Annotated in this window: 23 protein-coding genes; 11 read left to right on the forward strand and 12 right to left on the reverse strand. The window is 70.7% G+C overall.

What is annotated here, in order from left to right:
* Positions 1 to 19: 19 nt before the first annotated feature.
* The 4 genes from J5V96_RS12580 to J5V96_RS12595 form a co-directional block, all read right to left on the reverse strand.
* On the reverse strand, positions 20 to 265 hold the full coding sequence (locus J5V96_RS12580; protein ID WP_208500031.1) for a LapA family protein: 246 nt from the start codon (positions 263 to 265) through the stop codon (positions 20 to 22).
* Between the two features lie 34 nt (positions 266 to 299).
* Positions 300 to 1,619, reverse strand: a complete 1,320-nt coding sequence (locus J5V96_RS12585) for a metal-dependent hydrolase family protein (protein ID WP_208500032.1) — start codon at positions 1,617 to 1,619, stop codon at positions 300 to 302.
* A 94-nt stretch (positions 1,620 to 1,713) separates the two neighbouring features.
* Positions 1,714 to 2,184 (reverse strand): DoxX family protein, encoded by a 471-nt coding sequence (locus J5V96_RS12590; RefSeq protein WP_208500033.1) that lies wholly within the window; start codon positions 2,182 to 2,184, stop codon positions 1,714 to 1,716.
* Complete coding sequence (locus tag J5V96_RS12595; RefSeq protein ID WP_236014363.1) at positions 2,181 to 2,651, reverse strand: MarR family winged helix-turn-helix transcriptional regulator; 471 nt, start codon at positions 2,649 to 2,651, stop codon at positions 2,181 to 2,183. The genes J5V96_RS12590 and J5V96_RS12595 overlap by 4 nt, the downstream gene beginning before the upstream one ends.
* Before the next feature lie 68 nt (positions 2,652 to 2,719).
* On the opposite strand from J5V96_RS12595, the gene J5V96_RS12600 reads away from it, so the two are divergent.
* Positions 2,720 to 3,697 carry a zinc-binding dehydrogenase gene (locus J5V96_RS12600; protein ID WP_208500034.1) on the forward strand — a complete coding sequence of 326 codons (978 nt, stop codon included), beginning with the start codon at positions 2,720 to 2,722 and terminating at the stop codon, positions 3,695 to 3,697.
* A 66-nt stretch (positions 3,698 to 3,763) separates the two neighbouring features.
* On the opposite strand, the gene J5V96_RS12605 is transcribed toward J5V96_RS12600, so the two are convergent.
* Genes J5V96_RS12605 through J5V96_RS12625 form a run of 5 tightly spaced genes read right to left on the reverse strand, consistent with a single transcriptional unit; the run spans position 3,764 to position 8,817 of the window.
* Positions 3,764 to 4,918 (reverse strand): PP2C family protein-serine/threonine phosphatase, encoded by a 1,155-nt coding sequence (locus J5V96_RS12605; protein WP_208500035.1) that lies wholly within the window; start codon positions 4,916 to 4,918, stop codon positions 3,764 to 3,766.
* On the reverse strand, positions 4,918 to 5,649 hold the full coding sequence (locus J5V96_RS12610) for a hypothetical protein (protein WP_208500036.1): 732 nt from the start codon (positions 5,647 to 5,649) through the stop codon (positions 4,918 to 4,920). Before J5V96_RS12610 ends, J5V96_RS12605 begins: the two co-directional genes overlap by 1 nt.
* 45 nt (positions 5,650 to 5,694) lie before the next feature.
* Entirely contained in the window at positions 5,695 to 6,459 is a 765-nt protein-coding gene (locus J5V96_RS12615; RefSeq protein ID WP_208500037.1) for an anti-sigma factor, read from the reverse strand.
* Entirely contained in the window at positions 6,456 to 7,055 is a 600-nt protein-coding gene (gene sigK / locus J5V96_RS12620) for an ECF RNA polymerase sigma factor SigK (protein ID WP_208500038.1), read from the reverse strand. The genes J5V96_RS12615 and sigK overlap by 4 nt, the downstream gene beginning before the upstream one ends.
* 40 nt (positions 7,056 to 7,095) lie before the next feature.
* On the reverse strand, positions 7,096 to 8,817 hold the full coding sequence (locus J5V96_RS12625; RefSeq protein WP_208504285.1) for a cytochrome c biogenesis protein DipZ: 1,722 nt from the start codon (positions 8,815 to 8,817) through the stop codon (positions 7,096 to 7,098).
* Between the two features lie 163 nt (positions 8,818 to 8,980).
* On the opposite strand from J5V96_RS12625, the gene J5V96_RS12630 reads away from it, so the two are divergent.
* The 3 genes from J5V96_RS12630 to J5V96_RS12640 all read left to right on the forward strand — a co-directional run bounded on the left by J5V96_RS12630 (position 8,981) and on the right by J5V96_RS12640 (position 11,545).
* Entirely contained in the window at positions 8,981 to 9,649 is a 669-nt protein-coding gene (locus J5V96_RS12630) for a fasciclin domain-containing protein (protein WP_208500040.1), read from the forward strand.
* 94 nt (positions 9,650 to 9,743) lie between these two features.
* A complete protein-coding gene (locus tag J5V96_RS12635) occupies positions 9,744 to 10,610 on the forward strand; it encodes an alpha/beta fold hydrolase (RefSeq protein ID WP_208500041.1) in 867 nt (288 codons plus the stop codon).
* Between the two features lie 161 nt (positions 10,611 to 10,771).
* Positions 10,772 to 11,545, forward strand: a complete 774-nt coding sequence (locus J5V96_RS12640; protein ID WP_236014364.1) for a cation-transporting ATPase — start codon at positions 10,772 to 10,774, stop codon at positions 11,543 to 11,545.
* Between the two features lie 16 nt (positions 11,546 to 11,561).
* On the opposite strand, the gene J5V96_RS12645 is transcribed toward J5V96_RS12640, so the two are convergent.
* Positions 11,562 to 13,928 (reverse strand): glycoside hydrolase family 65 protein, encoded by a 2,367-nt coding sequence (locus tag J5V96_RS12645; RefSeq protein WP_208500042.1) that lies wholly within the window; start codon positions 13,926 to 13,928, stop codon positions 11,562 to 11,564.
* A 166-nt stretch (positions 13,929 to 14,094) separates the two neighbouring features.
* Between J5V96_RS12645 and J5V96_RS12650 the strand changes: the two genes are divergently transcribed.
* From J5V96_RS12650 to J5V96_RS12660, 3 genes are all read left to right on the forward strand, one after another.
* Positions 14,095 to 14,979 carry an NAD(P)-dependent oxidoreductase gene (locus J5V96_RS12650; protein ID WP_208500043.1) on the forward strand — a complete coding sequence of 295 codons (885 nt, stop codon included), beginning with the start codon at positions 14,095 to 14,097 and terminating at the stop codon, positions 14,977 to 14,979.
* 286 nt (positions 14,980 to 15,265) lie between these two features.
* Entirely contained in the window at positions 15,266 to 15,760 is a 495-nt protein-coding gene (locus tag J5V96_RS12655) for a DUF6328 family protein (protein WP_208500044.1), read from the forward strand.
* Positions 15,754 to 16,578 carry a carbon-nitrogen hydrolase family protein gene (locus J5V96_RS12660; RefSeq protein ID WP_208500045.1) on the forward strand — a complete coding sequence of 275 codons (825 nt, stop codon included), beginning with the start codon at positions 15,754 to 15,756 and terminating at the stop codon, positions 16,576 to 16,578. Before J5V96_RS12655 ends, J5V96_RS12660 begins: the two co-directional genes overlap by 7 nt.
* A gap of 41 nt (positions 16,579 to 16,619) precedes the next feature.
* On the opposite strand, the gene J5V96_RS12665 is transcribed toward J5V96_RS12660, so the two are convergent.
* On the reverse strand, positions 16,620 to 17,819 hold the full coding sequence (locus tag J5V96_RS12665) for an aminotransferase class I/II-fold pyridoxal phosphate-dependent enzyme (protein WP_208500046.1): 1,200 nt from the start codon (positions 17,817 to 17,819) through the stop codon (positions 16,620 to 16,622).
* 108 nt (positions 17,820 to 17,927) lie between these two features.
* On the opposite strand from J5V96_RS12665, the gene J5V96_RS12670 reads away from it, so the two are divergent.
* From J5V96_RS12670 to J5V96_RS12680, 3 genes are read left to right on the forward strand one after another with little or no spacing between them, the layout of a single operon-like run.
* Complete coding sequence (locus J5V96_RS12670) at positions 17,928 to 19,487, forward strand: S1C family serine protease (RefSeq protein ID WP_208500047.1); 1,560 nt, start codon at positions 17,928 to 17,930, stop codon at positions 19,485 to 19,487.
* Between the two features lie 46 nt (positions 19,488 to 19,533).
* Positions 19,534 to 20,796 carry a CDP-glycerol glycerophosphotransferase family protein gene (locus tag J5V96_RS12675; protein ID WP_208500048.1) on the forward strand — a complete coding sequence of 421 codons (1,263 nt, stop codon included), beginning with the start codon at positions 19,534 to 19,536 and terminating at the stop codon, positions 20,794 to 20,796.
* Entirely contained in the window at positions 20,793 to 22,241 is a 1,449-nt protein-coding gene (locus J5V96_RS12680) for a CDP-glycerol glycerophosphotransferase family protein (protein ID WP_208500049.1), read from the forward strand. The genes J5V96_RS12675 and J5V96_RS12680 overlap by 4 nt, the downstream gene beginning before the upstream one ends.
* 3 nt (positions 22,242 to 22,244) lie before the next feature.
* Here the strand turns inward: J5V96_RS12680 and J5V96_RS12685 are convergent, their stop codons facing one another.
* The gene (locus J5V96_RS12685; protein ID WP_208500050.1) at positions 22,245 to 23,372 is read right to left on the reverse strand and encodes a glycosyltransferase family 2 protein; all 1,128 of its coding nucleotides are present in this window, start codon (positions 23,370 to 23,372) and stop codon (positions 22,245 to 22,247) included.
* A gap of 69 nt (positions 23,373 to 23,441) precedes the next feature.
* Between J5V96_RS12685 and J5V96_RS12690 the strand changes: the two genes are divergently transcribed.
* Positions 23,442 to 24,707 (forward strand): CDP-glycerol glycerophosphotransferase family protein, encoded by a 1,266-nt coding sequence (locus J5V96_RS12690; protein ID WP_208500596.1) that lies wholly within the window; start codon positions 23,442 to 23,444, stop codon positions 24,705 to 24,707.
* Positions 24,708 to 24,713: the final 6 nt, after the last annotated feature.

Genomic DNA, 24,713 nt, shown 5'->3' on the forward strand with positions numbered 1-24,713 from the left:
GCCCGCGCGCGAAGGCGCTTCACCGTCGGCCGCGCGGACGCTGACGCCGGCTTCCTGGGCGCATCCAGCCGATCGTGATGCCCACCGCGAGCAGCACGGCGAACCAGATCCACATCGGCAGCGTCAGCGTGATCCCGAAGAAGATGATCGGCACGCTGTGCACGTTCGAGAAGACGAAGATCAGCGCCGCGGCGGTCAGGACCAGCGACAGGATCAGCCGCGCGCTCCAGAATCCGTTCTCCTGTGTGTCGCTCTGCCGTGTCATGGTGCCTCCTCGCTGGTGGACGACCCGATGGGTGTCAGATGGTGTCGAGCTTCGCGTCGATCTCGGGGAAACGGATCACGCTCAGATCATCGACCACGGTGCCCCGCGCGATGACCGCGAACGGTGCGGCCAGCGTCCGGAGATCGTCGAGGGGGTTTGCCTCCGTCAGGACGATGTCGGCGGCAAGCCCGGCCGCGATCGTCCCCGTCTCCGTGTCGAGGCCCAGAATCTGCGCGTTCGACTGGGTCGCGGCGTGCAGCGCGCGGGCCGGGCTGAGCCCGCCGACGCGGACGAGCAGGTCGAGTTCCCGCCAGGTGTTGTAGTGGGTCACGAAGGTCAGCGCCGAGTCGGTGCCCATTCCGAGCGCGATGTCGTGCTCGATGGCGGTGCGGATACCCTCGAGCATCTCGTCGAGGACCATGACGGCGTTCGCCTTGTTCACCTCATTGATGCCGGTGACCTCGTTGCCGAGACGCACCAAGGGAAGGCATGCCTGCAGGGTGGGGATGAGCGCGGATCGACCGTGGAGAGCGCGCGGGTTGTCGTTGAAGAGCGCGATGATCTCGTCGTTCATCGCCGCGCCGTGCTCGATGGTGTCGACCCCCGCGCGGAGCGCCGCCGCGATGCCCGCCGCGCTCTGCGCATGCGCGGCGACGAGGATGCCGGCCCCGTGGGCCTCCTCGCAGATCGCCGTCATCTCCTCCTCGGTCATCTCGGGGCGGCCGGCCTGACCGATGGTCTTCGCATCGGTGACGCCACCCGTCGCGGCGATCTTGATGGCCTTCACGCCGCGCTTGATGTTCTCGCGCACGTTGCGGCGGGCATCCCAGGGGTTGTCGCTGATCAGCGCGATCTGCGGCGCGCCGTGCCCACCGGTCACCGCCAGGAGGGGGCCGGATGCGAGCAGCCGAGGTCCGACGAGATCGCCGCGATCGATCGCCGCGGCGATCTCCACGCCCTCGTAGCCCGGGTCGCCGACGCTGCGGATCGTCGTCACTCCGGTCTTCAGCTGCGTGACCACCGCGTCCCTGGTGCGCTTGCGCAGATAGGCGCGCCCCACCGGGCTCTTCATGAAGATCGACACGAGCTTCTCGGCGCGCTCGCTGAGGAGGATCGGCGGCAGCGGCTTGCCTTCCGAGAACAGGTGCGCGTGCGCGTTGATCATGCCCGGCATGGCGAAGCGCCCGGTTCCGTCGATGATCCGCGCCCCCGCCGGGATCGCGGCCGCTGAGGCCGCGCCGACGGCGGAGATCCGTCCGCTCGCATCCGTGACGATCGTCGAGTCGGGCAGCACTGTGCCCTCGCGATCTCCGGTGACGAGGGTGACGTTGCGGATGACGAGCGGAGCAGCCACGTGGATCTCATCTCTCGTGCGGAGTAGGTGCCCCTCACGCTTACCAGGGCGCAGGTACTCGCGGCAAGACTCTGCGCCGGCGCCGGAGCCGGGCTCAGCGGCGGGACCGGGAGGCTCCTCGCCGGGCACCGAGTCGCGGGCGGTCGCGCCAGGCCGCCGTCGACCACAGGGCGAGGAGCACCAGCAGCGGCTGGAAGAAGAGACGGACGAACCGCTTCGCGTCGGTGTCGAGCCCGAAGCCGTCCTTGCCGCCGAGCCACTGCGCGATGTTGCCGGGAAAGATCGCGATGAAGAAGAGCGCGACCGCGAGACCGACGGGAACCCGGCGGCGGGGAACCGCGATCAGCGCCGCGCCCAGCGCGATCTCGGCGACGCCCGACCCGACCACCACGACGTCGGGGTCCACCGGCAGCAGCTCCGGCACCTGGTCGCGGAACTCGACTCGCGCGAAGGTGAGGTGTCCGATGCCGGCGAACGCGAGCATCGCGCCGAGCAGGGTCCGCCCGACGGTTCGGGCCACGTGCGTCTTCGGCCTCGGTGCGAGGAGCTGCCGCCAGACATTCATCGTGATCCTTCTTTCTGTCGAGCGGATACTTGCGCGCCGTCGCGCACGTCGTCCATTCCCGCGGTGAGTCGGTGGAGGGCATCGACGAGCCGGAGCGCGGATTCGATGTCGGGCAGTCCCATCCCGCGCGCGATCGCCGCGGGGATGTGGGCGAGCTCCGCGCGCAGCTCCTGCGCGCGGACGGTCGGGGAGATCATGACCACGCGCTGATCACGCGCGCTGCGGTGGCGCTCGATGAGCCCCTTCTCCTCGAGCCGCTTCAGCAGCGGGGAGAGGGTGCCCGAGTCGAGCTCGAGCGCTTCGCCCATCGCGTTCACTGACTGCTCTCCTTCGAGCCAGAGCGCGACCAGCGCGAGGTACTGCGGGTAGCTCAGCGACCAGGGTTCGAGCAGACTCGTATAGGCCCGGGTCGTGGCTCGGCTCGCCGAGTACAACGAGAAGCACACCATCTGATCGATCCCTGACATCCGGGTAGTGTTGCACGCAATTAGATTGTGCACAACTAAGTTTGTTGGCAGAGGAAGGGCAGGTCCACATGAAGGCACTCATCCACGACGCATTCGGCGATCCCGCGGAGGTGCTCGCGGTCGAGGACATGCCCACACCGCAGCCCGCGCCGGGGGAGGTGCGGGTGCGCCTCAGCCTCTCGCCCATCCACAATCACGACCTCTGGACCGTGCGCGGCACCTACGGTTACAAGCCCGACCTGCCCGCTCGCGCCGGCACGGAGGCGGTCGGCGTGATCAACGCGCTCGGTGAGGGGGTGGACCACCTGGAGGTCGGTCAGCGCGTCGCAACGGGCGGCACCTTCGGCGTGTGGGCTGAGCAGTTCGTCGCGAAGGCCGCATCCCTCATCCCGGTCCCGGACACGATGAGCGACGAGGTCGCCGCGCAGCTCGTCGCGATGCCCTTCTCGGCCATCAGCCTCCTCGACTCGCTGGGGCTGGAGGAGGGCGCCTGGATGATCCAGAACGCCGCGAACGGCGCCGTGGGGCGTCTTGTCGCCCAGCTCGCGGAGGGTCGCGGCATCAACGTCGTGGGGCTCGTGCGGCGCGCCGATGGCGTCGCCGAGCTCGAGGCCCAGGGCATCGGGCGCATCGTCGCGACGGACTCTGAGGGCTGGCGGGATCAGGTGACCGAGATCACCGGGGGCGCGCCGATCCGGGTCGGCGTCGATTCGGTGGGCGGATCTTCCAGCGGCGACGTGATGTCGCTGCTCGCCGAGAACGGCACTCTCGTCGTCTTCGGGGCGATGGCCTCGCCGACGATGGAGATCGGCTCGGGCGACGTCATCTTCCGGCAGGCCACGGTGCGCGGGTTCTGGGGCAGCAAGGTGAGCGCCGCGATGTCGGCGGAGGACCGGGGGCGCCTGATGCAGGAGCTCCTGACGCGCCTCGCCGACGGGACGATCACCCTGCCCGTGGAGGCCGTCTATCCGTTCGCGGAGATCGCGACGGCGGCGCGGGCGAACTTCGCGCCGGGCCGCGCGGGCAAGATCCTCCTGCGCCCCTGACGCGCGGGATGTCGCCCGGAGCGACACCGCCCCGCCCCGCCGAAGCGGGACGGGGCGGTGATCCGCTCAATCGCGCGTGATCGCGATGACGGTCACGTCGTCCTCGGCCCGGTGGGACCGTGCTCGTCGGATGGCCTCGCCGACGGCGTCGGCGGGACCGTGCCGTCGCAGGGTGGTCGCCACGTCGCCGAACGGATCCTCGGGGTCCAGAACGTCGAGAAGACCATCACTGCAGCAGACGAGCGAATCGCCGGGCATCAGCCGGGCGGTGGCGGCGGTGCGCGCCTCTCCGAACCCCATGCCCAGCGGCAGGGCCGGCATGCGCAGCCGCTCCCAGGAGCCGTCGGCGCGGAAGACGAACGCCAGGCTGTGCCCGGCATCGACGAAGGTCACCTCTCCGCTGTCAGGGTCCAGTTCCGCGTGGAATGCGGTCACGAACATGTCGAGATCGCGCAGGTCGGACTCGAGGAGACGGTCGAGCTGCTCGATGGCGGTCGCGAGCGGTCGTTCCGGCGCTGTGCGAAGGGCCGCTCTGGCCGCTGCCGCGACGATCGCCGGACCGGTGCCCTTGCCCATCACATCGGCGAGCGTGAGCCGCAGTCGGTCGTTGTGCAGGAACAGGTCGTAGAAGTCGCCGGCGAGCTCACCCGCCGGCTTCGTCTGCGCCGCGATGGTGTACCCCGGGAGCGAGGGGATCGTGTGAGGGGCGAGCGCCCGCTGCACGATCGCGGCCAGTGCCACTTCGCCCTCGCGCGTGATCTCCTTCTGTACCCAGGCCGCGAGCTCCTCCAGCAGCTCCCGCTGGCGCTGCGACAGCACCCGCGGCTTGGTGTCGAGGATGCACAGCGTGCCGATCTTCTCGCCGCCGGGAGCCTGCAGCGGGTGTCCCGCGTAGAACCGGAGGTGAGGATCGCCGACGACGAAGGGATTCGACGCGAATTGCGGGTCGGCCTCCGCGTTCTCCACGACCAGGGTGCCCGGCTGGCGGATCGTCGCATCGCAGAACGCGTCCTCGCGAGGCGCCTCGCGTCCGCCGAGCCCGATCTCGGACATGCGCCACTGACGATCGCGGTCGAGCAGAGTCACGCTCACCATGGGCACGTCGAACAGCTCCTGTGCCAGCTTCGTGATGCGATCGACCCGCTCGTCGCGCGGCTGATCGAGCAGATCGAGGGCATCGAGCGCGCGCTGCCGACCGACCTCGTCCGAGGTCGCGAGCATCAGCGCACCTGAAGGGTGCCGTCGAGCGCGCCGCCGACGAGGGTGAGCGTGAACGGCACGTCGTCGTCGATGCGGTCCTCGCCGAACTCGATGATCGTGCCGCGCGGAGCCATGTCCATGGTGCAGGGCCCGGTGGCCTTCTCCGCGAACGTGACGGTGCCCTCGCTGCCGGATCCCTCGACCGACTCGACCACGGGCGGGCAGGTCGACGAGCCCCAGGTCAGCAGCACAAGCCCGTCATCGTCGAACCAGCCTGCGGACGGCACAAAATCAGTGGTCGTGCCGGGGGTTCCCGTCGCCTCCGGCTGCGGGTCGAGGTCGATGTCCTCGCTCACCTGGCCGTAGCTCACCTGGAGCACGATCTCCTTGGTCGGGTCGACGCCTTCGGGCAGCGCGCCGATGCTCGCGCGGGGCGCGAGATCGGCGGTGCAGGCGGTGTCCTCCGCCTGGGTGTCGGCGAGGGTGACCGAGACGGTCTGACCGTCTGCGCTCACGTTGGTCACCTGCGGGATGCACGTCGAGGATCCCCAGCTCACGATGCCGAACATACGACCCTCGTCGAGTAGGGCGGCCTCCAGATCGTCGCGGTCGTCGTCGGGCGTCGCGGTGCCCGCCGGGGGAGCGGAGGTGGCGCCGGGCGTCTCGCTGCCGACACCGGAGGCGCATCCCGCGACGAGGAGCGCGAGGGCGAGCGTGGAAGAGGCCGTGAGGAGGAGTCTGCGAAGCGCCATGTGCCTCACAGTAGCGACCGTGCGGACGTTTTCAACCGCGGCGGATCACTCGGTCGGGATCGCCACGATGGGGTCGGTGCTCGGGCGGCCATCGGGGGAGCCGCCGTGCGGTTCGACGGTGACCGCGATCACGTCGCCGGGGCGCATCCCCTCTTCCAGGAGCGCCGTCGTGGTCTCGGCGGACGCGTCGAACACGCCGGCCGGGATCGCCTCGTCGCCGCGCACGTACCAGAGCTCGAACTGGCGATCCTCGGCGATCTCCGGCAGGTCGCGGGAGACGAGCACAGCGGCACCGAGCTCGACCGACCAGTGAAGCGTGGCGTCGCCGCCGCCGGCGACCTCTGCGCCCGCACTGCGCGCGTCGGGAGCGCTCTCGATGCGGTCGAGCGCCACGACGGCAGCCGGCCGGGTGAGGGACTGCGTGGCGATGATCGCCGCCGCGCCGCCTCCGCCCAGGAGGACAAGGGATGCCGCGAGCGCGAACCATGCCCGCGGACCCCATGCTCGGCGCGTCGGCTCGCCGGGCGCGGTGCCCTCGCCGGCGGCTTCGGGCGAGCGGCTCTCCGCGGTCGACGCGGTGTGCTGCGGCGTGGCGGCGATACGCGCCAGCAGCTCTGCCCGGATCCGGTCCGGAGGAGTCACGGGTGAGGTCGCGTCCGCGAGCAGGGCGGCGGTCTCGGTGTCGGCTTCGGCGAGGTCGGCGCGAGTGGCGTCCGCGGAGACGGCGTCGCGATACGCGCGCTCGTCTTCGGGGCTGAGCGCGTTCAGCGCGTGGCCCGCGGCCAGCTCTTCGAAGTCCCGTTCCCTCATGTCCTCACCCCCAGCTCTGCTCTCAGGCGCGACAGGCCGTCGCGCATCCTCGTCTTGATGGTCCCGAGCGGCGTGCTGACGAGGGCCGCGATCTCGCTCTGAGAGTAACCGCCGTAGTACGCCAGCACGATCGCCTCACGCTGCGCATGAGGCAGCGCCCGCAGCCCTTCGACCACGCGCTGCGCGTCCATCCGCAGCTCGATGTCCTCCGCGACGCCGTCGAACGCCACTTCGAGATCTCGCATTCCGATCCGAGCATCGCGATCGGTGCTCGCCTGGGAGGCTCTGACCCGGTCGACGGCTCGCCGGTGGGCGATGGTCAGGATCCACGATCTTCCCTGCCCCTTGTTCGGAGCGAACCGCCCGGCGGATTGCCAGATCTCCAGGAAGACCTCCTGGAGCACCTCCTCGCTCTGCGACCGATCCACGAGGACGCGCAGGATGAGTCCGAAGACACGGGAGGAGAGCATGTCGTACAGCCGCGCGAAGGCGCCCTGGTCGCCTTCCGCGATCTGCGTGAGCAGGAGCGCGACGTGATCGACCGAGGGACCGTCCTCGCTCACCTCGACGCCGTCGATCCCCATGTCCATCAGCATGCCCTACTCACCGCCCTCCGGCCGTCCTCGCCCCTCCCGGTCATCCGAACGTGAACGAGTACACCTCGACGCCGGGCGACACCTGCACCTCCAGTGCGCCCTGCTCCCGTGCCTCGCCGTCGCGCAGCGCGTACGAGCGCGGCGTGCCGGAGACGGTGATCTCACGGGTCTCCACCCCGTCACCGGACACGGTCACCGTGCCCTCGCCGGCGAGCACCATCCGCACCTCCCGGGCCCGGTATTCCAGACGCACGCGAGCCGAGGGCTCCGTCGGGGTCGCGTACTGCGTCTCCACCGACCACCCACCCGAGAGCGCGAAGGTGTCCTTCGCCTGCCGGGCGGGGAATCCGTAATCCGCCTCGCCCCGCCGATAGGGCTCGGGGCCCGCGAAGTTGACGTCCTTGGCCGATCCCAGGAAGGTCTCACGTGTGGTGCTGCCCACGTCCGGCGTGGCGTCCGCGACCTCGGTCTGCGGCGGGAGCGCGACATCCGGATCCGCGTCGACCAGGAGCTCGCGGATCATCTTCTCGGTCGCGGCGTAGTTTCCCTCGCCGAAGGAGATGTGGCGCACGGTGCCTTCGGCGTCCACGAGGTAGTGAGCGGGCCAGTACCGGTTGCGGTAGTTGGTCCACGTCGCCAGACGGTTGTCGAGCGCGACGGGGTACTCGATGCCGAACCCTTCGGCGCCGGCGGCGACATTGGCCTCGCTCTTCTCGAAGGCGTACTCCGGCGAGTGCACGCCGATCACCTGCAGGCCGGCCTCGCGATAGGTCTCATCCCAGGCGACGACGTGCGGGATGCTCCGCTGGCAGTTGATGCAGGAATAGGCCCAGAAGTCGATGAGCACCACGGATCCGCGCAGCTCGTCGAGTGTGAGAGGGGCGCCGCCCGGTGTGTTCAGCCAGGAGTCGATTCCCTTCAGCGCCGGGGCGGTGCCGCAGGACTCGAGCTGCTCGGCACCGTTCGTGCACTGATCGAGATCCTTGTTCTCCTCGGTCACCAGGCCGCCGAGGTCGAGGGCCTCCTGTACCGCCTCGTCTTCGGCGAGCGGACGCTGCAGCGCCGGGGTGTAGTCGGGCACCAGGCGCTGCAGCGCGGCCGGCACGTCGAACGCCAGGCCGACGGCGAGAGCGAGCATGGCGATTCCCGCGGCGATGCGCAGGCCGCGCTCGCGGGTGCGGAAGGCCCGGATGCGCTCGATCACGCTGCGCCCGGCGAGGGCGAAGCCCAGCAGCGGCACCGCGACCCCGAGAGCGAACGCCGTCGTGAGCACCACGGTCTCGGCTCCGATGCGGCCGGTCGATCCGGCCACGATGATGGCCGCGAGCACCGGGCCGGCGCAGGGCACGAACACCGCGCCGAGGGCGAGACCGACTCCGAAACCGCCGCCGCGATTGGCGACCTCGCGTTGGGGGATCCACTGGAAGGGGCGCTCGAGCAGGCGCTCGACCGCCGGGATGATCAGGCCGATGCCGATCAGCAGCAGCACGGCGATGCCGAGCCACCGCACCACATCCTGAGGCAGCCCCAGAGCGCCCAGGAGGAGCGATCCGAACAGCGTCACGATCGTGAAGCTCGTGATGAGTCCGAGGATCACGAGGAAGGGCCGGGCACGCGAGGCCGGCCGCGGGTCGCCCGATCCGCCCTCGAACCGCGCCGACTGGGCGCCGGCCGTGAGGAACACAACCGGGAGAACCGGGAGGATGCACGGCGAGATGCCGGTGATCAGCCCTCCCAGAAAGCCGATGATCGCAAGTGTCATGGGAACTCCTTCTTCGTTCTCGTCGTCTCTGGTTCGGCGCCGACTCCCAACCGGTTTGCTCGGACCTCCAATCCGACGGAGCGAGGGCGCCGAACGACCAGTGAGCGCCGGAAGGCGTCGCACCGCTCGCCTCGGGCGCGTGCCTCACACGAAGGAGAAGGTCATGATGCACAGCAAGCTGAAGGTCACGGGCGCGGTGGCGCTCGCTTTCGCCGCGACGATCGCGCTGAGCGCGTGCACGGGCGGCGGGATGTCCGGCGATGAGGAGGACACCACCACGGCTCCGATGACGAGCGAGGAGCCGACCGAGACGAGCACCGACTCGGCGATGGACCCCGCGGCGAACCTCGTCGGACCCGCCTGCGCCGACTACGCCGAGATGGTGCCGGACGGCGCGGGCTCGATCCAGGGCATGTCGCAGGATCCGGTGGCGGTCGCCGCGTCGAACAACCCGATGCTCAAGACGCTGGTGTCGGCGGTCTCGGGTGAGCTCAACCCCGACGTGAACCTCGTCGACACGCTCAACGGCGACGAGTTCACGGTGTTCGCCCCCGTAGACGACGCGTTCGCCAAGATCGACCCGGCCACGATCGAGACGCTCAAGACCGACTCCGACCTGCTGAGCTCGATCCTGACCTACCACGTGGTGCCCGGCCAGATCGAGCCGGCCGACATCGCCGGAACGCACACGACCGTGCAGGGCTCGGACCTCGAGGTCACCGGCAGCGGCGACGAGTGGATGGTGAACGACGCCATGGTGCTGTGCGGCGGCGTTCAGACCGCCAACGCGACCGTGTACCTGATCGACTCGGTGCTGATGCCCGCCGAGTGATCACTCGAGACCGGGGTCGCGCGGCGTCGCGCGACCCCGGTCTCGCGTCGGCGCGGGCCGCTGCGCAGAATCGACGCGCGGTTATCCTGTGCGCATGTCGTCCGCACGCAGATCCGTGGTGTCCCGGCTGCGTGATCGGGTGATCGCCCGGCGGGGCCCGTCGCTGCATGTCGCGGTCGACGAGGGGGAGGGGCCCGCCGTTGTGCTCGTGCACGGAATCGCCTCGTCCCACGCCACGTTCGAGAACGTCGTTCCTCTTCTGCGAGGCCGTCATCGGGTCATCGCCGTGGATCTCATGGGCTTCGGCGAGTCCCCCTCGCCCCCGGATGCACGATTCACCCTGGAGGAGCACGTCGAGCACCTCGAGCGCACGCTGGCGCGGCTCGACCTCGCAGAGCCCTTTGTGCTCGTGGGGCACTCGATGGGCGCGCTCATCGCCACGCGATTCGCCGCGCGGAGGTCATCGGATCTGATGGGCCTGGTGCTCGTGAGCCCGCCGGTCTACCTCCCGCCGGACCTCGTGGGAGATCCGGTCGATCGCGCGGCGATGGGACTGTACCGGCGCGTCTACGACTTCCTCCGGCGCAAGCGCACCTTCACACTCCGCAACGCGGCGCTGCTTGCACGGATGTCTCCCATCAAGGATGCGTTCGAGGTGAGCGAGCGGAATTGGGAGGCCTTTGTGCTGTCCCTCCAGAATGCGATCGAGACGCAGACGATCGTGACCGACGCCGCGGCGACCGACGTGCGCATCGAGGTCGTCTACGGCACGCTCGACCCCTTCCTGGTGCCCGCAGGGCTGCGCGTCATCGAGCGGATGCGCCACGTCACCGTCCATCGCATCCGCGGAGGCGACCACCTGATCCGACGCCCCATGGCGCGGGTGATCGCGATGGCGGTCGAGTCGTTCCGAACGCGGGAGGAGCGGCCAGGGACGGACATGCTCCCGGGCAGCGCATAAGGTCGGCCGGTAGCTTCGGAGCCCACAGAGGGAGTACTTCCACGCGGCGTGCCCGTCAGTACGGATTCGCGATCGAGTCCCGGGCCGCGGGCCCCGGTCATCCGGGGTGAAGGAGACTTTGGTCGCCGTCGGCTGCGCGCCGACCGTTCTGGAGGACCCACATGAGCAGACTCGACTCCTTCATCCGGCTCGCGAAGAAGGCGATGGACTCCGCGTCGTCGTCGTCCCCGGCCCGCGGAAACGGGCAGGTCCCGTCGGACTGGGGGAGCCAGGCCCGTCCGGCCGCTTCGGGGCCGGGGGCGGCCGCTGATCCGCTCACGCCGCCGCCCGCCCCCGGAAGCGCCGCCGGTGCGCCGTCCGGGTCGGCCGACGACCGCGCCGCCATCGCCCGGTATGACTACCTGCTGCGCACCGCTCGGCCCGACCAGATCGAGCAGGTGCATCACGAGGCGTTCTCCCGTCTCACGCCCGACCAGCGTGAGCAGATCGCCGCGCACATGCGCGCCGAGCTCCCCGCGCACGAGCGCCCCCGCACGGCCCAGCCCACCGACCTCGCCCGGACGGCGGCCCGAGCCGAGGCGGCACATCCGGGCCGGCTGCGCGGTCTGCTCGCGCGGACCGGCGGGGCGGGGCGGGGCGTCGCGGGAGCCGCATTCGTCGGGGGCGGCGCGCTGGGCGCGGTCGCGGGCGCGGCCGTGATGGGCGGCGTCGGCGCCGCGATGCTCGGGCAGGCGGCGGCCGCGGGGATCGATTTCGATGCGCTCGCCCAGGGGGTCGATCTGGACGCGATCGCCCAGGGGGCGGGCGACTTCCTGCCCGGGGCCGGAGAGTATGTGCAGGGCATCGGCGACCACGTCGCCGAGGCAGGGAGCGGGATCGGCGATCTCGCGAGCGGCCTCGGTCTGCCGGGGCTGGACGATCTCTTCGGCCGCTGAGGCCGCCGGCGCCGCGTCAGGGCGCGAACGCGGTCGAGAACGGCCTCGGTGCGCGGCTTGCGGGCTGCGCCGGGCGGGGGCCCGGCGCAGCCGCGGGCGGGTTGGCCGCGGTGGTCTCCGCCCCCGGCCGCAGCACGAGTTCTCGCCCGAAGTGCTCGATTCCGAGCTCCGGCCCGGACGTCAGGCGGTACAGGGTCGTCTCCGGCGTGATGTCCAGGTGCAGCGTGCGGCCTCCGATCCGGATGCCGAAGCTCACCCGCGAGAGCTGCGCGGGCAGGCGCGGGGCGAAACGGAGCCCGCTCACGCCGTGGCGCATGCCGCCGATGCCCGCGGTGATCGCCGTCCACAGACTGGCCAGCGACGCGATGTGGAGGCCGTCGGCGGTATCGCCCTGCAGATCGTCGAGGTCGAGGGTCGCCGCCTCCGCGAGGTAGTCGGCGGCCAGCTCGAGTTGACCGACCTCCGCGGCGATCACCGACTGGACTCCCGCCGACAGTGACGAGTCCCGCACGGTGAGCGCCTCGCAGTAGGTGAACGCCCGCGCCTTCTCCTCCTGCGTGAAGGCCTCATGGGCCGTGTAGAGCGCCAAGACGAGATCGGCCTGCTTGATGACCTGCTTGCGATACAGGTCGAAGTAGGGGAAGTGCTCCTGGAGGGGGTAGCGATCCGGGGCCGAGGACGCGAAGTCCCACAGCTCTCGGCTGGTGAAGCCGGCGGACGGCTCGTGCACTCCGAGTCGTTCGTTGAACGGGATCGTCATGCCCTCGGCCGTGCGCCGCCAGTCGTCGATCTCGTCGGCGGACACCCCCAGCGCTTCGGAGACGTCCGGATGGCGGAGCGCCGCGTCGACGGCGCCCTCGAGGTTCGCCTTCGCCGAGAGGTTCGTGTAGGTGTTGTCGTCCGTCATCGCCGAGTACTCGTCGGGTCCGGTGACGCCGTCGATGTGGAAGAGCCCCGCGTCATCCCATCGCCCGAGGGACACCCACATGCGCGCGGTCTCGACCAGGATCTCCAGCCCGGCCTCGCGCTCGAACTCCTCATCGCCGGTGGCGCGCACGTATCCCCTCACAGCTGCGGCGATGTCGGCGCCGAGGTGGAAGGCGATCATGCTCGCAGGCCAGTACCCGGAGCTCTCCTGCCCGTCGATCGTGCGCCAGGCGAAGACCGCGCCCTTCAGCCCGAGCTGCGTCGCCCTCTCCCGCGCGTGGCCGAGAGTGGCGTGACGCCACCGGAGGGCCTGCGCCGCGCTCGCCGGCGCCGTCGATGTGAGGACGGGCAGCACGAAGGTCTCGGAATCCCAGAACGTGTGCCCCTGGTAGCCGGCGCCGGTGAGGCCCTTGCCGGGGATGGATCGCGACTCGAGGCGTGCGGCCGCCTGGCACACGTGGAACAGCGCGAAGCGCACGGCCTGCTGCAGGCGGGGCTCCCCCTCGATGAGCACGTCGGCGCACGCCCAGTACTCATCCAGATACGCCCGTTGGGCGGCGACGAGCTCGTCCCACCCGATCCCCAGCGCCTCGATGACGGCGGCATCCGCCCGATCACGCAGCTCGGTGGCCGACGGGGAATCCGACCACTCGTGGCCCACCACCTTGACGATGTCGAGCCGGTCGCCCTCGTTCAGATCCGCTCGGATGGTGGTGCGCGCCAGATCGGCGGATGTCTCCGTCGCGATGACGGGCGGGCCACCGGTGCAGCGCACCACGTGATCCATCGCGACCGCCACGCCCAGGCGGCTGCGCCGGGTGACGTGCACGAGCGTCGCCCGCGTGCCCAGCAGGTGGTCTCCGAGGCTCTCCAACGGCGCCGCCAGCGCCTCCTTGACGCGCGGATCCGGATGCACCTCGGTCAGGGGCTCGTTTGCGACGATCTCGGACTGGACGGTGATCGCGCACGGCCCGTCACCCGCACGCACCTCGTAGCGCACCGCCGCGACCGACCGGTGCGTCAGCGACACCAGACGGGTGGACACGATCTCGACCGTGCGTCCCGCAGGAGACGTCCACTCGATCTCCCGGGTCAGCGTGCCCGCACGGAAATCGAGGCGCTGCTCGTGGCGGATCACCCGGCCGTGCCGGATGTCGAAGGGCTCGTCGTCGACGAACAGTCGAAGGATCTTCCCGTCGGGGACGTTGATCACGCTCTGTCCCGCGTCCGGGTAGCCGTATCCGTCCTCGGCGTAGGGCATGGGATGCCGCTCGAAGAATCCGTTGAGGTAGCTGCCGGGCGTGCGGTGAGGGTCGCCCTCGTCGGGGTTGCCTCGCCACCCCAGATGACCGTTGGACAGCGAGAACACCGACTCGCGATGCGCGAGGCCGTGCTCGTCGAATCCGCTGAGCCCGAGGCTCCAGGGAGCGACGTCGAAGGGAAGGGGCCGGGTCATGCGTCGTCTCCTCGTCGCGGCGTCACACTCGGAACCTAACAAGCCCGACCGATCACGCCACAGCCGCTGACATGACCCCCGCCGTCGTGGTATCGACCCGCGCGTCCGGCTGCGTGGACACGGGACTCGCGGCGTGGGCGCGCCAGGCGGGCCTAGGGTCGATCGCATGGGTCAGCGCAGGGTCGGTTTCATCGGGCTGGGGATCATGGGCGCGCCGATGGCCGCGAACCTCGCGAAGCGCGGTTTCGATGTGGTCGTGTGGGGGCGAAGCCGCACCGCCGTCGAGGACGCCGTGACCGCCGGCGCTCGTGCGGCCGAGAGCGTCGCCGACCTGTTCGCGCAGGTCGACACGGTCATCCTGATGCTGCGCGACGAGCAGGCGGTCGACGCGGTGCTGGCGCGCGGCACGGATCAGTTCCCGCACCTTGTCGCCGGACACACGATCGTGCAGATGGGCACGTTCACGACCGCGTTCTCCCGGGCGCTCGCTGATGAGGTCGAGGCCGTCGGCGGTCAGTACGTCGAGGCACCCGTGTCAGGGTCTCGGGGGCCGGCCGTCGCCGGCACACTCGTGGCGATGATCGCCGGATCCGATGACGCGATCGCGCGGGTCGAGCCCCTGATCGACGCGATGTGCGGGCAGCGCTTCCGCTGCGGCGCCGTTCCCGAGGCACTCGCCACCAAGCTGGCGGTGAACACGTTCCTCGTCACGATGGTCACGGGCCTTGCCGAGGCGTTCCATATCGGGGAGCGCACGGGCGTCGACCTCGCGGTCCTGCGCGACGTGCTGGCGGCCGGTCCCATGGCGTCGGTGGTGTCGCAGGGCAAGGCCCTCAAGCTCACCGAGAGCGACCTCTCGCCGCAGGCGGCGCTGGCCGACGTGCTCAAGAATGCGCGCCTCATCGAGCGGGCGGCCGAGGCGGCGGGCGCGGCGCATCCGCTCACGAGCGCCAGCCGCTCGCTGTACGAGGACGCCGTCGAGGCCGGATGGGGCGGCCTCGACATGATCGGCGTGATCGACGCGCTGCGCGCCCGCGCGGACCGCGGCTGAGCAGGTGCCCCCGCGGCATGGGTAGTTCTCACCCTGTGAGTTCATAGGTCGGCGTGACACGCTGAATCTGCACGTCGTCGACCGGGGGGTTGGCGTCGCGCCGGCCGTCAGGCCGTTGGGATCGCGCCTCCAGGGGGAGCCCGCGATCCGCAAGCCCGGATCCGAGCGAAGCCACCCGTGCGACGCTCGGACCCGGGCTTTATCTCTGCCTGCCACCGCACGCGCCCGTCCGCAACCTCTCCGGCGTGGTTTGCCCGCGCGTGCTCCGCGGCGGGAGGATAGGCCCATGACCGGGGATGAACCCTCCACTGAGATGCGAGACGAGACGCCCGCCGAGCGCTTCGATCGCAACTGGAACGACGTGCTGCAGGAGCTGCGCGTCGTGCAGACCGGCACGCAGATCCTCACGGGCTTCCTGCTCGCGCTCGCGTTCCAGCCCACCTTCGTCGATCTCACCCGGGGGCAGAAGGTCTTCTACCTGGTCCTCGTAGTGCTCGCCGGTCTCAGCGCGATCATCGCGTTCGCGCCGGTGGCGCTGCATCGGATCCTGTTCGGGGAGGGCGCCAAGGGCACGATCGTCGCCTACGGCCACGTCGCGCTGGTCACGGCGCTCGCCGTGGTGTCGGTGCTGCTCGTGGGGGTGGTGGGTTTTGTGTTCGACTTCATGGTGAGCACGGCCGTCGCCGCCGCGGTCGCCGCCTGCCTCGCCGTGATCGTGCTCGCGCTCTGGCTCGTCATCCCGCTGGTGCTCAAGAGACGGCAGGTGCGACTGACATGGTGACGACCGGATCCGGATCCCGCGCCCTCGGCATCGCCGTCGCCCAGTTCGCGCCGACGGCCGACGCGTCAGCGAACCTCGCCGAGATCGACCGCCTCGCCCGGCGCGCCGTCGCGCGCGGGGCGTCGGTCGTCGTGTTCCCCGAGTACTCCAGCTATTTCGTCGACCCCTTCGACACGACACTGGCTTCGAACGCGCAGCCGCTCGACGGTTCCTTCGTGCAGACCCTCGCGGCGCTCGCCGGCGAACTGGGCGTGCATCTCGTGGCCGGTCTGCTCGAGAAGGCCGAGAGCGGATCGCGCGTGCGCAACACGGTCGTCGCCGTGGACGGATCCGGAGTCGTCGCGTCGTACCGCAAGCAGCATCTGTACGACGCCTTCGGCCAGCGGGAGTCCGACTGGGTCGAGCCGGGTGAGCTCACGCCGCCGCAGACCTTCCAGATCGCCGGCCTCACGTTCGGGCTGATGACCTGCTACGACCTCCGCTTCCCCGAGGTCGCTCGCGCGCTCGCAGACGCCGGGGCCGACGTGGCGCTGGTGCCAGCCGAGTGGGTGCGCGGCCCGCTGAAGGAGCACGCCTGGGCCACGCTGCTCGCCGCACGCGCCATCGAGAACACGATGTACGTCGCGGCCGCGGATCACCCGCCCACTCTGGGGGTGGGCCACTCGGCCGTCATCGATCCCCTCGGCGTCACGGTCGCACAGATCGGCACCGGCACCGACGTCGCCGTGGCGTGGGCGGACCACGACACGATCGCCAACGTGCGCCGGGTGAACCCCGCGCTGGAGCTGCGCCGCTATCGCGTGCTGCCTCGCGACTGACGTTGTGCGCGGCGACCGCCCAGCGGGCCGCGCGACCGATGTCAGCGCAGAGTGCGGAGCCGCTTCACCGCCTCGTCGAGCACCTCGACCCGCTTGCAGGCCGCGAAGCGGACGAGCGTCGCGTATTCGGCGCGACGGGCGGGGGAGACGAACGCCGTGATCGGGATCCCGACCACGCCGGCCTCGGCGAGCGGACCGCGGCAGAACTCGTCGGCATCGGTCGCGCCCAGCGAGGCGGCGTCCGCCACCGTGAAGTACGAGCCGCGCGGCTCGGAGACGGCCAGTCCGGCGGCACGCAGTCCGGTGCCCAGCAGATCCTTCTTGTGCGCCATGTCGGCGCGCACGCCGGCGAAGAACGTGTCCGGGAGTCGCAGCCCCACGGCGATCGCGGGCTGGAACGGCGACCCGTTCACATAGGTGAGGTACTGCTTGACCGTCAGCGCGGCCGTGACCAGCTCCGCGGGACCGGTGAACCAGCCGATCTTCCACCCGGTCGTGCGGAACGTCTTTCCGGCCGACGAGATCGTCAGCGTGCGCTCCCATCCGCCCGGCAGGGTGGCCACGGGGGTGTGCGCGACGCCGAACGTGAGGTGCTCGTAGACCTCGTCGGTGACGATGATCGCGTTGTGCATGTGCGCGAGACGGATGACCTCCTCGAGCACGGCGCGCTCCAGCACCGCACCGGTGGGGTTGTGCGGGTTGTTGACCAGGATGATCCGGGTGCGCTCGTTCACGACGGAGGCGAGCTCGTCGAGATCCGGCTGGAAGTCGGGAAAGCGCAGCGGCACGGTGCGCAGCGTGGCGCCCGACAGCGCGACGCAGGCGGCGTACGAGTCGTAGTAGGGCTCGAAGACGACCACCTCGTCGTCCGCACCCTCCACGAACGCGAGGAGCGCCGCGGCGAGCGCCTCGGTCGCCCCGGCGGTGACCACCACCTGGGTCGCGGGGTCGATGTCGAGGCCGTAGAAGCGGTGCTGATGCTCGCAGATCGCCTCCCGCAGATCGAGGATCCCGAGGCCGGGCGGGTACTGGTTCGCCCCGGTGGCGATGGCCTCGCGGGCGGCTTCGAGAACCTCCGCGGGCCCGTCCTCATCGGGGAATCCCTGGCCCAGATTGAGGGCTCCGGTGCGCATGGCCAGGGCGCTCATCTCTGCGAAGATGGTGCTCGCGACCGATCCGTCGGCGCGGAGGAGGCCCGCGCCCGCTGCGGTGCGGCGCCAGCCGCCGGGGATGTTCTGCATTCCGTCAGGCTAGCCGCGTCACGAAGTCACAATTCAGGCTTACCGTCGTCATAGGAAGCACAAAGGATGCGGCGCGACGCTGTAAGGGCTTTGGAAGAAGGAGCAGCGATGAACACCGAGCGTTCCGACGAGAACAGCGTCCAGCCTGAGGGCGCCTCCGCCGACAGCACGACCCCGCAGACCGCGGCGGAGCACAATGCTCCGTCCGACCTGCCCATTCCGCCGCGCCCGCCGCTGCCGCCGTCGGCGGCGCAGGCGCCGCAGCACCCGGGCGCCCAGCAGTTCGCTGCTCCCGGCCCGCACGCCTCCTACGGGCAGGCGCCGCAGCAGCCGCACCACGTCTACACGGGCGAGGGATTCGGACGGGGCGCGCACCACGGCGCGCCGGCGGATCACCAGCCCACAACGCCGATGTACGGAGCCACGCAGCCCCTGCCGCACACGTGGAACGGGCAGGATGCCGCGCAGAAGGCGCCGCGCAAGAAGGGCGCGGGCAAGGTCGCCGCGCTTCTCGTGGCAGCCGCGCTGGTCGGCGGCACCGCGGGTGTGGGCAGCTCGGCGCTGTGGGATCAGCTGTCGGGACCGGCCGGGTCGCCCAGCGCCGCTTCCGGGCCCTCGAGCATCACCGTGAACAACCCGGGCTCGGTCAACGAGGCCACCGCGATCGCCACCCAGGTGCTCCCCAGCGTCGTGACGATCGACGTGAGCGGCGACAACCAGGCGGGATCCGGATCCGGAGCCATCCTCACCGAGGACGGCTACGTCGTCACGAACACGCACGTGGTCACGCTCGGCGGCTCCACCGCCGACCCGCAGATCCGCGTCACGACGTCGGACGGGCGCATCTTCAGCGCGGAGGTCGTCGGCACCGACCCCACGTACGACCTCGCGGTCATCAAGCTGCAGGACGCATCCGGCCTCACCCCGATCGAGTTCGCCGACTCGTCGAAGCTCAACGTGGGCGACACGACCGCCGCCGTCGGCGCTCCGCTGGGGCTCTCCAACACGGTGACCACCGGAATCGTGAGCGCGCTCAACCGCAGCATCGAGATCGCGTCGTCGGCCGCGCCCGACTCGGGCGACCAGGCCCAGCCGGATCCGGATGACCAGAACGGCCCCTTCCGCTTCGACAACGGCCAGCCGCAGCAGCAGGGCACGCCGAGCCAGTCGATCTCGATCGCCGTCATCCAGACCGACGCGGCCATCAACCACGGCAACTCGGGTGGAGCCCTGGTCGACGCCAAGGGACGTCTGATCGGCATCAACGTCGCCATCGCGTCGTCGGGCGGAAGCGAGGAGTCCGGATCCATCGGGGTCGGCTTCGCGATCCCGTCGAACATCGTGCAGCGCATCACCGACGAGCTCAAGGAGAACGGCGAGGCCACGCACGGCCTGCTGGGCGCGAGCGTGCAGCCGTCGATCGCCGATGAGGACGCCACCGTCGCGGGCGCGCTGATCGCCGAGGTCACCGACGGCGGCGCCGCCGAGGCCGCCGGCCTCGAGAAGGGCGACATCATCACGAAGTTCAACGGCGTGCCGATCTCCAACGCGGTCGACCTCACCGCGCAGGTGCGTGCGGTCGCGGGTGGGAGCGACGCCACGGTCACCTACGTGCGCGACGGCCGGAGCCGCGATGTCGAGGTGACGCTGGGCCAGCTCACCCAGTAACCGCGTCCCGCAGGGCGCAGGAGGCCACCCCGTCTAGGCTGACGGGGTGGCCTCCTTCTCGTTCCGCGCGGGCAATGCGCGGAAGATCGCGCGGCTGCCGCTGTACGCGCTCGGTCGTCTCGTCACCGCTGTCGTGCCGCGCGGCGAGCGCTGGGTCTTCGGCTGCGGCGCGGGCATCGGCGACGGGCCGCTCGAGGTCTGGCGTGTCGCGCACGCGCACGGGCATGACGCGATGTGGCTGACCGACGACCCCGCCGAGCAGGCTGAGGCCCGCCGGCTCGGAATCCCCACGAAGGCGAAGTCGTCGCTCGCGGGATTCTGGGCGACGGCCCGGGCGGGCGTGATCGTGGTCGCGTACGGCCTCGGCGACGTGAACCCCTACGCCCTCAGCGGTCGTGTGGTCATCGCGCAGCTGTGGCACGGCATCCCGCTCAAGCGCATCGGGCTGGATGCGCCCGAGACGCTGCGCAGCCCCGTTCCGTTCGCGACCGATCTGGTCAGCCGTGCGCTCGGCATCCTGTACCGGATGTCCAACCGCCGCATCGACGTGCTGCCCGCCGCATCGCACCTCGTGCGTGCACGGCTCGAGACCGCGTTCGGTGTGCCCGACGACCGCATCGTCGTGACCGGAGAGCCGCGCGTCGACGTGCTCTCCCGCGGCACCGCGGAGGAGCGACGGCGCGACGCTCGTGGCCTTCTGCAGCGGCTCATCCCCGATCTGTCCGACAGCTCCGCGCTGATCCTCTACGCCCCGACCTGGCGCGACGGCGATGCGGATCCGGCCGTGCCGTCCGATGACGACTGGCGGGCCATCGACGAGGTGCTTCGGCGTCGAGACGCCGTGCTGCTCGTGCGTTCGCACCGCCTCGGGGCCGGCGAGTACGCGCCGCCGGCTGACGTGACGCGGGTGCGCGAGCTCGGAGCCGACGTGCTCGGCGACATCACGCCCGCCCTGTCGGGGCTCGACGCGCTCGTCACCGACTACTCGTCGCTCGCCTACGACACCGCTCTCGTGCCGCTTCCCGTGCTGTACCTGGCACCCGACGTCGCCGAGTACTCGCGGCGACGCGGCTTCTACGGCGCCTACCGCGACATCGCGGGTGACGACGCGGCCTCGACCTGGGGTGAGCTCGTGCCGCAGCTCGATGCGCTGCTCGGCGACCCCGAGGTCGTGGCGCACAGAACAGAGCGCGCTCGCCGTGTGAGCGATCACGTGCACGCATTCCGTGACGGCCGCGCCGCTCAGCGCGTCTACGCGGTCATCTCTGCGCGCGCGAGCGCGTCCCCTCGACGGAAGGCGAGTCGATGACGACCCCCGAGACCTCCCCGGCGTTCGCCGGCGCCCGCCTCGAGGATGAGGCCCTGGTGATCCGGGGCACCGGACCGAAGCCCCTCTCCGCCACGCTCACGGGGCGCCGCGCACAGACGCGGGCCCGGATCACCGGCGGCGGCAAGACCTGGACGGTGCGGCTGCCGCTCGTGGCCTCGCGCTGGGGCGGTCCGGAGCTTCCCCTGCCGTCGGGGGAGTACCGCGTGCAGATCGAAGGGGTCGACGTCGACGCCCAGGTGGCTCTGAAGGTGCTTCCCGGGCTGCGGGCGGCCCTGCGCGGAGACCGCCTCGAGGTGGGCGCGCCGGTCGACCCCGCCTATGACACCGCCGACGCCCAGGCCGCGCTCGAGCACCGCTATGCGTCGCACGTCGCGCCGCTCGAGAACGCCGTGTTCCTCGAGAGCTTCTACGGGCGCGTCGCCGGCTGCAACCCGCTCGCGATCGACCGCGAGCTCGCGCGCGTCGCGCCGGGGGTCATCCGGTACTGGAGCGTGGTCGATCTCTCGGTGAAGGTGCCCGAGGGCGCGATCCCCGTCATCGAGGGCAGCCCGGAGTGGTGGCGCGCCCGCAGCGCGGCGCGCCTGCTGGTCGTCAACGACTGGCTCCGCCGTCGCTACGTCGCGCGTCCGGGCCAGCGGGTGCTGCAGACCTGGCACGGCACACCCCTCAAGCGCCTGGCGCTGCACCGTCCCGGCTTCGATCCGCGCCGCATCGGCGCGGTGATCAAGGAGTCTCGCCGCTGGAACGTGCTGCTGGCTCAGAATCCGTACGCCGCGCGCATCCTCCGCAAGGCCTATGCCTTCCTCGGCAGGCCCGTGTGGATCGAGGGGTACCCGCGCAACGACGTGCTCACCACGGGTGACGCCACGACGGTGCGTGCCGAGCTGGGGATCCGGCCCGGCGAGAAGGTGCTGCTGTACGCCCCGACGTGGAGAGATGACCGACAGGAGATCGTCGACTTCCTCGATCCCGAGCAGCTCGCGCAGGAGACCGGATCGGTTGTGCTGGTGCGCGGGCACTCGCGCACCCTGATTCCGGGCCAGGACGCCGAGGGCGCACGCGTCATCGACGTGACGGGCTATCCGGACACCGCGCCGCTGCTGCTCGCGGCCGATGCCCTCATCACCGACTACTCGTCCGTGATGTTCGACTTCGGCGTCACCGGCAAGCCGATGTACTTCCTCGTGCCCGACATGGATCACTACCGTGGCGAGCTGCGCGGCTTCTACTTCGACCTCGCCGAGCGCGCCCCTGGTCCGCTCGTGACGTCGCAGGACGAGCTGATCGCGGCGCTCGCCGAGGATCCGGCCCACTACGCCACGCGGTACGCGGAGTGGACCGCACGGTTCAACGCACGCGAGGACGGCCGCGCCTCCGAGCGGGTCGTGGCCCGCATCTTCGACCAGGGTCTGCTCGCGCGCTGAGCGTCAGGGCAGGGGAGTGTTGCGCCCGCCGAGGCGCGAGGTGTCGACCGTGTCGCCCGCCCCGCGCAGGAAGCCGACGAGGAACCCCGAGCCCCACGCGAGGTGCATCGTGGGCAGCACCGCAAGGGTCCACAGCTTGTCGCGCAGTCCCGTGCCCCCACCCCGGCCCAGCGCGACCAGGATGATCAGCACGGCGTAGAGCGCGAGGGGCACGTAGACGAGGGAGGCGAGCAGCGCCCATCCGCCGGTGAGGGCGCCCGTGAGCTGCATGACGCCCACCACGATCGCGAGCAGCGCGCCCAGCACGAGGGCGGGCGGCGCGAAGAAGCGGATCGAGTTGCGCGCGCCGTAGCGGCGCACCAGCTCGGCGCGCCACGTTCCGGTGGCGAAGAACTGCCGTGCCAGGGCGGGCCAGCTCTCGCGGGGCCAGTAGGTCACCGACAGCGTCGGGTCGAACCACACGCGGTAGCCCGCTGAGCGGATGCGCAGGTTCAGCTCCCAGTCCTCGCCGCGGCGGATCGACTCATCGAACAGGCCGACCTCCTCGAGCACCGAGCGGCGCATCACCCCGAGGTAGGCCGACTCGGCTTCGCCCTCGGGCGCGCCGCCGTGGTAGGCGCCGCCTCCCAGGCCGATGGGGGAGTTGTAGGCGCGGGCCACGGCGCGCTGGAAGGGCGTGCGTCCGGCCGCGGACATCACGCCGCCGACGTTGCCGGCACGTGTGCGGGCGAGGGTGGCCAGGGCCCTCTTGGTGTACCCCGGAGCCAGCTCGGAGTGCGCGTCGACGCGCACGATCGTCGGGTGGGAGCTGGCTCGGATCGCCGCATTCAGACCGACGGGGATGTCGGCGGCGGGATTGTCGACGAGCACGATCCGGCTGTCCTCGGTGGCGAGCTGGCGGGCGAGCTCGGTTGTGCCGTCGCTCGAGGGGCCGAGGGCGAGCACGACCTCGACGGGACCGTCGACATCCTGCTCCAGCACCGTCTCCACGGCACGCCGCAGATAGGCCTGCTCGTTGAGGACGGGCATCACGAAGGAGACCCCGGATCCGGCTTCCTCGACCGGGGCGTCCCGCCTCGCCGCGGCCCGCGGAACGGGGCCGGACGCCTGGGGGGCGGGATCGTTACGCATTCGTCGATCATGTCACGGGGAGCCCGCAGGACCCCTGGTTACCCTGGGACGGTGGGTATCGCCAGGGACATGAAGAAGGCAGCCGGAGACCTCGGGAAAGCCGTCGCACTGATCCAGAAGGCCGTTTCCTCACGCCAGGCGAAGGTCGCGCTGAAGCACGAGATGCGCGCTCGCGGACCGCTGCCGCGGGGAGAGTTCCGGATCGCCGTGTACTTCGCCGACGGCGACGTGAACATGTACCAGATCCGTCAGTGGTACCGCCCTCTCGCCGAGCTGTCGGCGACGCATCCGGTGGTCGTGCTGTCGCGCGCGGCGACCGGGGCCGCATCGCTTCTGCGCGATGGCGCACTGCCCGTGGCGTTCCTGCCGACCGTCGGCGACATCGAGAAGTTCCTGCGTCAGCAGGACATCCGGATCGTCCTCTACGTGAATCAGAACACGCGCAACTTCCAGATGTTCCGCTACGGCGAGCGCTGGCACGTGTTCATCAATCACGGCGAGTCCGACAAGATGTACATGACCACCAACCAGTACAAGGCGTACGACTACGCCTTCATCGCGGGCCAGGCGGCGCGTGACCGCCTCAGCCGCACGCTGTGGGACTTCGACCTCGACCGCAGGACGATCGAGATCGGCAGGCCGCAGGCCGACCACTACTCGGGCGAACTGCCGTTCGCGCCCGATGAGCGCACCGTCGTGCTGTACGCGCCGACCTGGGAGGGCGATCGGCCGGCGGCGTTCTACGGCTCGGTGGCATCGCACGGTGAGAAGATCGTCGAGGGGCTGCTGGCCACCGGCCGCCATCGGGTCATCTACCGTCCGCACCCGCGCTCCGGTGTGGTGGACCCGGAGTTCGGCGCCGCGAATCAGCGCATCATCGCGGCGATCGCAGCGGCGAACGCCGCGGATCCGTCCGCTCATCATGTGTATGACAACGGTCCGGAGCTCGGCTGGCAGCTCTCGATCGCGGACGTGGCGATCGTCGACATCTCGGCCATGGTCTACGACCGCCTCGCGGCGGGCAAGCCGATCCTGATCACCCGCCCCGTCGACGAGCGCGCTCAGATCGACGAGGGCGGCTACCTCGGCGCCTGCGAGTGGCTCACCGTGGACGCGGCCTCCGACATCGTGACCGAGGTGGAGCGCGTGCGCGCCGATCCCGAGGCCACGGCCCGTCTCCAGCACTGGGTGCGCCACTACTTCGGCGACACCACCCCGGGCGCGGCGACGGCGCGGTTCCACGCCGCCATCGACCAGCTCATGGCGAAGTGGGACGACTGGGCCGCGAGGTCTGCGGAGGAGGAGCCGGGGGCGCATCGCGTCCTCGACGCCTGAGTCGCC

Source organism: Microbacterium stercoris, assembly GCF_017592545.1.
In the GTDB taxonomy this organism is placed as follows: Bacteria; Actinomycetota; Actinomycetes; order Actinomycetales; family Microbacteriaceae; genus Microbacterium; species Microbacterium stercoris.